This window comes from Ruegeria sp. AE4, from assembly GCF_056542185.1.
In genome coordinates this window covers 112,593-122,216 of the sequence record NZ_JBQFZK010000011.1, presented here as the reverse complement: position 1 = coordinate 122,216, position 9,624 = coordinate 112,593, and the positions used below count along the sequence as shown (strand labels likewise).

General features: G+C 56.8%; 10 protein-coding genes. 1 reads left to right on the top strand and 9 read right to left on the bottom strand.

Translation table 11 applies throughout. From position 1 onward, the window contains the following. Window positions 1-247 (bottom strand): hypothetical protein (locus ACR0EK_RS14325; RefSeq protein ID WP_480967888.1); only part of this gene is annotated, 247 nt, incomplete at its 3' end. A 249-nt stretch (window positions 248-496) separates the two neighbouring features. Between ACR0EK_RS14325 and ACR0EK_RS14320 the strand changes: the two genes are divergently transcribed. Beyond that, entirely contained in the window at window positions 497-1,048 is a 552-nt protein-coding gene (locus ACR0EK_RS14320) for a LytTR family DNA-binding domain-containing protein (RefSeq protein WP_480967887.1), read from the top strand. Between the two features lie 2 nt (window positions 1,049-1,050). Here ACR0EK_RS14320 and pdeM read toward each other — a convergent pair whose 3' ends face one another. The 8 genes from pdeM to ACR0EK_RS14280 all read right to left on the bottom strand — a co-directional run bounded on the left by pdeM (window position 1,051) and on the right by ACR0EK_RS14280 (window position 9,615). Next, window positions 1,051-1,713, bottom strand: coding sequence for a ligase-associated DNA damage response endonuclease PdeM (pdeM, locus tag ACR0EK_RS14315; RefSeq protein WP_480967886.1), 663 nt, complete (start codon window positions 1,711-1,713; stop codon window positions 1,051-1,053). A 40-nt stretch (window positions 1,714-1,753) separates the two neighbouring features. Then, the gene (locus tag ACR0EK_RS14310) at window positions 1,754-4,165 is read right to left on the bottom strand and encodes a ligase-associated DNA damage response DEXH box helicase (protein WP_480967885.1); all 2,412 of its coding nucleotides are present in this window, start codon (window positions 4,163-4,165) and stop codon (window positions 1,754-1,756) included. 40 nt (window positions 4,166-4,205) lie between these two features. Beyond that, window positions 4,206-5,513 (bottom strand): ATPase, encoded by a 1,308-nt coding sequence (locus tag ACR0EK_RS14305; protein ID WP_480900309.1) that lies wholly within the window; start codon window positions 5,511-5,513, stop codon window positions 4,206-4,208. A gap of 117 nt (window positions 5,514-5,630) precedes the next feature. Then, window positions 5,631-6,176: a prepilin peptidase gene (locus tag ACR0EK_RS14300; RefSeq protein ID WP_480473718.1), complete on the bottom strand. Its 546-nt coding sequence runs from the start codon at window positions 6,174-6,176 to the stop codon at window positions 5,631-5,633. A gap of 3 nt (window positions 6,177-6,179) precedes the next feature. Continuing rightward, window positions 6,180-7,031, bottom strand: a complete 852-nt coding sequence (locus ACR0EK_RS14295) for a tetratricopeptide repeat protein (RefSeq protein WP_480773933.1) — start codon at window positions 7,029-7,031, stop codon at window positions 6,180-6,182. 30 nt (window positions 7,032-7,061) lie between these two features. Continuing rightward, the gene (locus ACR0EK_RS14290) at window positions 7,062-7,646 is read right to left on the bottom strand and encodes a tetratricopeptide repeat protein (RefSeq protein ID WP_480900306.1); all 585 of its coding nucleotides are present in this window, start codon (window positions 7,644-7,646) and stop codon (window positions 7,062-7,064) included. Window positions 7,647-7,655: 9 nt separating this feature from the next. Further along, entirely contained in the window at window positions 7,656-8,636 is a 981-nt protein-coding gene (locus ACR0EK_RS14285) for a type II secretion system F family protein (RefSeq protein WP_480604995.1), read from the bottom strand. Window positions 8,637-8,646: 10 nt separating this feature from the next. Next, a complete protein-coding gene (locus tag ACR0EK_RS14280) occupies window positions 8,647-9,615 on the bottom strand; it encodes a type II secretion system F family protein (RefSeq protein WP_267363023.1) in 969 nt (322 codons plus the stop codon). Window positions 9,616-9,624: the final 9 nt, after the last annotated feature.

Here is a 9,624-nt window from a genome sequence, read left to right as displayed (position 1 = left end):
GCTGGCCAACACCCTCACCGCCTGCTGCCGCGCAAACAAACTCCCAGAACCAGAAGGCCTGACCGCCTGATAAACACGGGGGCCGGAGCGGACCCTTCGGACCGGCCCCCTTTTTTGGCAGGTAAAGTTCCAGCCAAATTGCTCCCTGACTGCCCCCTGACTGCATGGACAAAGCGCCCTGAATGGGTTTGACAGCCGAACAAATCGTGATATCCCTGTAATCCCAGTTGGTTACAGGTGAAGACACTGTTGTGTCTGACGCATTCGGGTTGAGCTATGCTAATTCATGCACAAAAGCGGTATGACGTCTAAAATAAGTATAATCCAGAAGGCATTTTCGCTGCAGCGTGTGGTAGCGGGTTTGGTCTTTCTTCCTTTACTTGCATATGCGTTTCCACCCTTCCATGATTCTGACCTGTCATTTGGATTGCGGCTTGTATTCTGGGCCGGAGTGATGGTCCTTGCTTTGATGGTGACCGGGCTTGCCAGAAAGCTGATGCGGAAGAATCCCGTTTTCCTGAATGTTCCGGCGCGGGACCTGGCGTTTGTTACTTTGACCCTGGCATTGTTCACGCCCTCACTTTGGATGTTGGCCTGGGTTCTTTTCACCTGTGGTGGATATATGGCACCGGACGCCGAAAGGGTTGTGGTTTATGGCGCTTTGTTCGCGACTGGCTTGATGCTTGTTCAGCGCAACGATCTGAATGCTGCGGCAAGTACTGAGTCTGATCCTGAAAAACCACGCCTTGTCAAACGCTTGCCGCCCAGGTTCAACGGGCAGATCTATCGCCTGACTGTTCGGGATCACAACGTAGATGTTGTCACCTCAGAAGGCACCTTCACGCTTCGGTCGCGTTTCACAGATGCAATCGCCGAGATGGAGCCTGTCCCGGGTCATTGTTCGCACCGTTCGCATTGGGTCACCGACGCATCCATTGCAAGTGTCGAAAGAGAAGGCAGCAAAACCTTTCTGAAACTGGTCAATGGCGATCTGGTTCCGGTCAGCCGGAAATACAAGCCGATGCTGGAACAGGACGGCCTGATCTGAACCTATTGTGGCATTGGCATCATATGCGGATGCGGACCTGTGAGGATCGCCATCGCCTGCGATCCCATGAGTGCCGACAGCACATGATCCGAACTGCGCAGCCCCCCGGTAAAGGTGCCATATGCCGGAAGTATCAGGCGATGATCGTTCAGCAGAAAGGCGGGGCGTGAAATATGACGTCCCTTGACCCTGATCCGGACTTTTGGATGGTAATGGCCGGAAACTTCTCCTCGCGCGGGATCCTGCGCGATATGACGGAAAACAAGCGGGCCACGGTGCCATTCGAACAGATGGGTTCCACCCATCTCAATAGGACCGGGATCGTGGTTCCCCTCAATCCAGATCCACTGACGTCCGGACTGTAAGGTCGCGATCCTTAGCATTTCTGATTTTGGCAGCGCCCGGGCAGCCTCAAGATCATCGAAGCTGTCGCCCAGACATACAACGGTTTTGGCGTTCGTATGCCCCAGATCGTCCTTGAGGCGGTCCAGCGTTTCGCGGCTGTCATAAGGCGGAAGCGAAGGCCCACCACGCCGCGCCACGCGCTCGGATTTGCCCAGATGCAGGTCCGACACGCACAGCAGGTTCTCGTGTGGCCACCAAAGCGCACCGGAAGGCAAAGCACACAGGCGCTGACCTGCAAAGGGAAACTCAAGTTTGTTCATGATACGTTCTTGCCCTGTTTCAGAGCCCGGCGCAAGCAGATCAAAGCTGATCCAACCCCGCCGCTTGCAGCAGCCGTGCGCTTTCCTCCGCCAGAAGCCTTTCTTCGGCACGGCCTTTCACTGGCACTTTGCCAACCTCCAGAAACAGTGGCGCTGACAGTGGCGAGACACGCTCGAGCCGCACCAGATCAATTCTGTCGCCAATTCGGGCCAGCATTGTTTCGATCCGACCGAAATCGACAAGCCCGCGCATGGCTTCTTCGCGGGTGATCTGCATCAGTAGGTGATCGGGATCGTATTTCAGCAAGGTGTCATACAGGATGTCCGACGAAAACGTAGCCTGCCGCCCGCTTTTGCGCTGCCCTGCCATGTTGCGTTCGATCAGACCCGCAATGGTGGCCGATGCACGAAACGTGCGCTTCATAACGGCGTTGCCTGCCAGCCAGGTGTCAAGCCCGTCGCGCAGCGCATCGGGCTGAAGCAATGGGCGGGGATCGGTAACCGCGTCCAGACCCCAGATCAGCGTGGCATAGTCCGTGGCGACAAATCCCAGCGGGGCCAGTCCGGTTTCCTCCATCCGTTTGGTCAGCAGTAGGCCCAGTGTTTGTTGCGCGTTGCGACCAGCGAATCCGTAGACGCACAGATGTTCACGCCCATCGCTGGGAAAGCTTTCGATCAGCAGACGATCACGCTGGGGCAGGCGGGACATCTGGCGCTGCAAATCCAGCCATTCAGCCGTATGAGGGGGAAGCTGTGGCCAGTCAGTTTGGGCAAACATGCGCAGAATGCGGTCGCTGAGTTGCGTGGAGGTTGCGAATTTCGTGCCCGAAAAGGTCGCAATCTTTGGCTTTCGGTCAGCGCGCCGCGTGACTTCGACCACCATCTCGCGCAGTCCCTCATACCGCACGATTTGCCCGCCGATCAGGAAGGTGTCGCCGGGCGTCAGCGAGGCAGCGAATGCTTCTTCAACCTCACCCAGAGGTTTGCCGCCCCGGTTACGTTTCAGACGAACTTTGAGCGTATCCGTGTCCTGAATAGTGCCTAGATTCATACGAATGCGCGATGCGGCGCGTGGGTCGCGCAACTGCCATTGCCCGTCGGTACGCTGCTGCAACCTTTGCCAGCGATCATAGGCTTGCAGAGCATAGCCGCCGGTGGCGCAGAAATTCAGGCAGGCATCAAACTCTGCCCGCTTCAGCTGAGCGTAAGGCCCGGCGGATGTCATCTCGGCATATAGATCATTTGCGTTAAACGGCCCGGCACAGGCGGCAATCAGGATATGCTGGCACAAAACATCGCGCGAGCCGCGACCGCGGGGTTCCCCATCCAATTCATGGGCTTTGGCGGCCTCTAGCGCGGCGACGCATTCGACCACTTCGAAGCGATTGGCAGGCACCAAAAGCGCCTTGGAAGGTGCGTTATAGCGGTGGTTGGCCCGTCCTATCCTTTGCACCAGCCGTTTGACATTCTTGGGCGCGCCGATCTGGATCACCAGATCGACATCCCCCCAATCGATGCCCAGATCCAGCGAACCGGTGCAGACGATCGCGCGCAAGTCACCTCGAACCATTGCCGCCTCGACCCGCTCGCGCTGCTGCCGGTCCAGACTGCCGTGATGGATGCCGATGGGCAGACCGTCATCATTGGCCAGCCAAAGATTGTGAAAGAATATCTCGGCCTGGGCGCGCGTATTGTGAAAGATCAACGTGGTCTTGTGATGCTTGATCTGCTCCAGCACAGCTGGGATGGCATAAGCCGCGCCACCACCAGACCAGGGTGGCATCTGTGACGTTTCCAGCATTCGGATATCCGGGTCCGGGCCGGGGTCGGCCTGTACAATCTGGCAGGGATCAGGGTGGCGGGCCAGAAAGCGGGCAACCGCAGCAGGATCTTCCACCGTCGCCGACAACCCGACGCGGCGCAGATCGGGATTGAGGCGTTGCAGACGCGCCAGCGCCAGAATCAGCTGATCCCCGCGCTTGCTTTCAGCCAGTGCGTGGATTTCATCGACGATGATCCGCTGCACCCCTTCAAACATACGCGGCGCATCCTCGTACGAGGTCAGCAACGCCAGACTTTCCGGTGTGGTCAGCAGGATGTGGGGCGGATCGGCCCGTTGGCGTTTCTTCTGCGTGGCTGAGGTATCGCCGGTGCGATCCTCGATCCGAATAGGCAGACCGATCTCATCCACCGGGGTGCGCAGGTTACGCTTGATATCCGCTGCCAGCGCCTTGAGCGGCGAGACATAGATTGTGTGCAATCCATTGTGATCAGCATCCGCAAGTTCAGCCAGCGACGGCAGAAACCCGGCCATGGTCTTGCCGCCACCGGTGGGCGCAATCAGCAGTGTCGCCGGGCTGCATGCGCGGTCGAACATCTCTTGCTGATGCGGGTGGATGGACCAGCCTTTGGTGGAAAACCACGCGGCAATCCGTGCGGGAATCTGCGTCATGAACGCAGACTACCCGCCCCGGAGTGGTAATGGCACGGCGTTATTTGACGATTTTCTCGTCTTTGACGAACATGTTGGCCCAGGCCCGGTCGATCAGTTCGGGGCTCATCTGATAGGGGATGCCTTCGAACTCGCAGATCGAGATCATCTGGTCGATCAGAAAGATCGGTTGATAGTTGGCGTAGATGTTGTTGATGGTCGGGTATTTGACCTTCAGCAGATGCACCAGCGCCGCCTCATCCAGTGGCATCCCGCGTTTACGCGCAACCATGGCGAAAATCTTCAGGAAGTTCTCCTGATTCGGACCGTCGATCTTGATCTTAAAGAATATCCGGCGCAGGGCTGCCTGGTCAAAGATCTCGTTCGGGTGGAAGTTGGTCGAGAAGATGACCAGCGTATCAAAAGGAACTTCGAATTTCTCACCCGATTGCAGGCCCAGGATATCCTTGTTTTCTTCCAGTGGAACAATCCAGCGGTTGACCAGCGCCTGCGGCGGTTCGGCCTGACGGCCAAGGTCGTCCACGATAAAGATGCCGCCCGTGGATTTCAGCTGTAGCGGTGCCTGATAGGTTCTTGCCGTGGGGTTGTAGACAAGGTCCAGCATACTAAGCGACAGTTCGCCGCCGGTAACCACGGTCGGGCGTTCACACTGCACATAGCGTGAGTCGAACCGCTTGCGGCGGCGCAGGCTGTTCGGGTCGTCGGCTTCCTGCTCGATCGCGGTATGCACGATCGGGTCGTAGACCGTGATCACCTGACCCGCATATTCGATGGCATAGGGGACATAGACATTGTCCCCCAACGCATCGCGAATGCCGTTCGAGATGGACGACTTACCGTTGCCCGGCGGTCCATACATCAGGATCGACCGGCCTGCGCTGACCGCCGGGCCCAGATGATCCAGCAGGCTGTCGGGCAGAACCAGGTGCCCCATCGCATTGGTCAGCTGGTCGCGCGTGACCTGAATGTTGCGGATCGACTGGCGCTTGACCTGCTCGCGATAGACGTCCAGCGGGACGGGCATCGCACCGAAATACTCGGACTGGCTGAGGGCATCCAGTGCGCGGGCCTTGCCGGCATCAGTCAGCTGATATCCCATCTCGTTGCCACTGTTGGCGTTCAGCGTCCCCGTAGCCTCAAGCAGCTTTTGCTCGCGCGCGATATCGATCAGTTCCTGCGTGACTGCGCCGGGCAGACATATGGCTGCTGAAACTTCTGACACGGTGCTGGTGTTCTTGCGGAATATGGTCTTCAGCAAGATGTCCCGCATCATCACCAGCGGAAGCTTCATTTCGCCTAACCCCTTCGGGGCAGGGGGGGCCATAACAGAGGAAGTCTGCATATTCATGCGCGGTGCTCGTTCGTCAAATTGTAACGCCAACTGCCCGAATAAGGGCGGCTTGAAGGAAAAGTGACCCAGCTTTGTGGCGGGACAAAGGCAGGGGCAAGGCGCGCTGATGATAGTTTACGAACCGAGAACAGTACCCAGAATCAGATACATGGCCAGCGAGCCACCCAGTGCGAACCCCATGGGGAACTGTTTGCCCCGATCCCAACTTTCCCAATGTGGCGCAATGGTGCGCAACCTTGTGATTTTAGCCAAACGATGCGTGACCACGGCGGCCAGAATACAGGCGGTCAGAATAAGCAGCACCAGCTTTAGATCGCCAAGCCAGACAAATGGCGCGGACGCGGCAAGAAACTTAGCGTCGCCCGCGCCCATTGCCCCTGACGCGTTCAGAAGAATGCCGAAAATCAACACCACGGGGATATGCAGAAGGTGCCAGAAATAGATCGGCATCGACACATTGATCAGCAACAGATGACCGCTGACCGCGCCGGTGGACCAGGGCGGGATGGCAACCAGCCCGACCACGACAAAAATCAACGCCAGCGCAACAACTGCATGGTTTTTGATCCGCATCTCGCGCATATCCGTGAAGGCCACGTAAAAGCAGATCGGCAGCACGAAGGGCAGGAACCATGCCGCCGCCGCAGCGGGGATTTGCATGTGTCAGGCCTCTTCAAGCGCACGAAGCGAGCGAACCGCTTCATCGAAATGCTGCGGATGAGTGGCAATAGCCTCGCGGAACAGGTTTTTCGCGGTTTCCACGTCGCCTTGTTTGACTGCGGAAATACCCATCGTATTCAGCAGTAGCGCCCGTTCAACCTGGGTCATCGGCACCACAGGAAGGCTATAGTTGCCCTGCGCTGACCGGGCCAGCACCAGATTGTTCTTGGCAGTGAACAAAGAGCTGTCCTGACGGACTGCGTCGGTAAACAGGCGTTCGGCCTCGGCATACTGGCCACGGGTTAGTTTCGAATACCCCCAATTGTTCATCACGCTGCCCGGGCGGGTGGTCAGCCCAACGGCCGTTTCATAGAAATGATCAGCCCGCTTCCACTCTTTCCGGGAATCCGCGACCACCGCCTCAAGACGGTAGCGTTTGAAGGTTTCGAACGTTGGAGGAACCGAATCCAGAACGGTTTTGGCCTGAGACCAGTCGCCATTTCGTACCAGCGCATCGGCATACTCGACCTTGTCTGCGGCGTTCGTACCCTTCATTGTCGTCACGCGCTTCCATGCTGCTGCCGCTTCGGTGGTGCGTTTTGCGCGTCCCAGGGATATTGCCAACCCGCGCTGAAGATCGATGCGATCAGGGTTTTTGAGTGTGGCGCCGTGAAAATAGGTCACCGCCTCGTTCGGGTCGGCGGCACTCAACAACACATCGTTCAGGTTGGTTTCGTCAATGACGTTCACTTCCTGAAACGTCCGTTCCACCTTTTCCTCTTCGGTTTCCTTTGCACAGGCCGAAAGGATCAGACCGCTGATAATAACAGCCGGAATCAAGAATTGCTGGCGCATTTTTTGCGTCCTTTACTGCTCTTGCCTCGATTACTGGATTTTGCGTAGCGCGAATTGCCCGTCGCCAAGCTGCTCCAGTGTAAATTCTTGTTGTTCTTGCGGGATATTATTAACAGGATTTTCCATTTTTGCGAGTGCTAAGCGCAGATTGTCGCGGATTGCGTCACTTTCGCCATTGTCCAGCGCGTAAGCCCGTTGAAAGACCTGCGCCGCTTCGGGGTACTCCTGTTTCTCCATCAGTAGAACACCCAGATTATTCCATGCAACAGGCCAATCCGGATCGCCTTCCACGGCGCGGCGCAGCAATTTCTCAGCCTGCCCTAAACGCCGCAACCCAAGATTGGCCGTACCCAGAGAGGTCAGGACCTGTGTCGTCATACCCTGGTCCAGCGCGGCGCGGGTAAAGGTATCAAGCGCCAGTTCGTATTCACCGGCAGCCATCAGCCGGTTTCCGACCTCGATATTGTCTTCTGCCTGTCCCCTGGGATCAACTCCCGGCGCATCCAGGCCGTTCGGTGACAGGCCTTCTGTGCAAGAAGCCACCATGGTGCAAACCACGGTGGCCTTAAGTATTCGGCGAAACCCGGAAGGGAAGCACCAGAATTCAGCTGTCATAGGGTTTTATCATCCTGCGCGCCCGAAAGTCGAAATGACATTCGCCGACGGACCGACCAGAATGATCAGCAGTGGCGGAACTGTCAGCATCATTGTGACAAGAGTCATCTTGGTAGGCAACTTGTTCGCAGCCTCTTCGGCGCGCATCACGCGTTTGTCACGCATCTCTGAGGCGTAAACCCGCAATGCCTCGGCAATGGATGTACCGAAAGTCGCCGACTGGATCATCACGGTGACGAATGAGTTCACGTCCTGTACGCCGCAGCGCACTCCGAAATCGCGCAAAACAGTGTCTTTGTCCTTACCGGCTTTCATCTCGTGTGCGACGGTTTCGAATTCCTGAGCAATATCTGGGTAGGAGGATTTCATTTCACCGGACACGCGCACGATGGCCTGGTCCAGTGATTGTCCGGCCTCAACACAGACCAGCATCAGGTCAAGCGTATCTGGAAAGCCTGCGGTAATCGCCTCTTTGCGTGCTTCGACCCGGCGCGTGATCCAGTATTTCGGCGCGAAATAACCGATTGCGGCTGGCACGAATACCCGGATCATCATCTGCTGGCCGGTGAACTCCTGACCGTTTGACAGGACCGTAATCAGCAGAACACCGACAACGATACCAATGATACCCAGCGAAAACTGCGCAAAGTGAAAGAACCGGACCGCATCTTTTGACCGGTATCCCGCCTGACGCAGCTTCAGCTCAACCGCCGAATACTCTTCTTCGTTTTTCGGTTCCAGGAAAGTCGCGAATTTCTCAAGCTGCTCATTGCGGCTGGAGTTACGCAGTTGCTCTTTCTTGCTTTTTTTCGTCGCCCGGGGCGCCGCATTCGACCGCTGAAGCTTTTTCAGAGGATCTTCCGGCTGGCTCATGATCAGTGAGACAGCGACAAGAACCATGATCAGGCCAAGTACACCCACTACGATCAGGGGGCCGAACTCACCCAGGTGTTGGGTCAGCAGGTCATTGATGTTGGTCAGAAATTCCATTGTGCTGCCCTCAGACCTTGATGTTGGTGATGATCTTCATGACGATCAGGTTCAGTGTCAGCAAAATGCCGACAACGAAACACGCAGGGATGAACCAGGGGTGATCCAACACTTCGTCATAATACCCCGGATCCTTGACCAGGATGAAAATCAGACACGCAATTGGGAAGCCAGACAGGAACTTACCTGACCATTGGGCTTCGGCCGTGATCGCCTTGACGCGCCGGAACAGGCGGAACCGCGCGCGGATCACCTGTGCCAATCCAGCCAGAATTTCAGCCAGGTTACCACCGGACTGCTGCTGAATACCCACAGCAACCGCGAGGAACCGAAGATCCTGCATGTCCAGACGTTCGGCCATATCTTTGAGCGCCTCGCCCACATCGCGTCCATAGGCGCATTCATCCGCGATAATACCAAACTCGGTTCCCAGCGGATCCTGAACTTCGTTGGAAACAACCTGAATTGTCGAAACGAAAGGATTACCCACACGAAGCGAACGCACCATCAGCTCAACCGCGTCAGGCAGTTGCTCTTCGATCATGCCCATACGTTTCTTGGCCTTGTGGTTTACCCACGCGTAAACACCGCCAATACCGATGGCGATTGAAATCGCGATGCGCAGCGCCGTATCCGTCGCGGTACCAATGCTCAGACCGACAAATGCCATGGCCGAGACCAGAGCCATGATCATGATCAGCTGACGGGGTGAAAACGCAATCGCGGCTTTTTGAGCCTTGTCAGCAAGCAGCGAATACAGAGGAATGCTCTGTGATTTCATGTGCTGCTGCATTTCCTTGCGCAGCTGCTCCAGAACCTGTTCGCGCCCGGCACCCTTTTCCAGCATGTCCAGACGCCGGTTGACCCGGCTGTTCAGGCTGATGGATTTGCCGAACGCAACCAGATAGATGCCCTCGACCAGGGCAAGAACCCCCACAAAGATGGCGACATAGATGATCGCCTCCATAGGCAATTGCATACCCGGTTC

What these genes read in the sequence shown, in the direction of transcription:
- pdeM (WP_480967886.1), bottom strand. Translation starts at nt 1,713, where the DNA reads ATGAACAAACTTGAGTTTCCCTTTGCAGGTCAGCGCCTGTGTGCTTTG.
- ACR0EK_RS14285 (WP_480604995.1), bottom strand. Translation starts at nt 8,636, where the DNA reads ATGGAATTTCTGACCAACATCAATGACCTGCTGACCCAACACCTGGGT.
- ACR0EK_RS14310 (WP_480967885.1), bottom strand. Translation starts at nt 4,165, where the DNA reads ATGACGCAGATTCCCGCACGGATTGCCGCGTGGTTTTCCACCAAAGGC.
- ACR0EK_RS14295 (WP_480773933.1), bottom strand. Translation starts at nt 7,031, where the DNA reads ATGCGCCAGCAATTCTTGATTCCGGCTGTTATTATCAGCGGTCTGATC.
- ACR0EK_RS14300 (WP_480473718.1), bottom strand. Translation starts at nt 6,176, where the DNA reads ATGCAAATCCCCGCTGCGGCGGCGGCATGGTTCCTGCCCTTCGTGCTG.
- ACR0EK_RS14290 (WP_480900306.1), bottom strand. Translation starts at nt 7,646, where the DNA reads ATGACAGCTGAATTCTGGTGCTTCCCTTCCGGGTTTCGCCGAATACTT.
- ACR0EK_RS14305 (WP_480900309.1), bottom strand. Translation starts at nt 5,513, where the DNA reads ATGAATATGCAGACTTCCTCTGTTATGGCCCCCCCTGCCCCGAAGGGG.
- ACR0EK_RS14280 (WP_267363023.1), bottom strand. Translation starts at nt 9,615, where the DNA reads ATGCAATTGCCTATGGAGGCGATCATCTATGTCGCCATCTTTGTGGGG.
- ACR0EK_RS14320 (WP_480967887.1), top strand. Translation starts at nt 497, where the DNA reads ATGCGGAAGAATCCCGTTTTCCTGAATGTTCCGGCGCGGGACCTGGCG.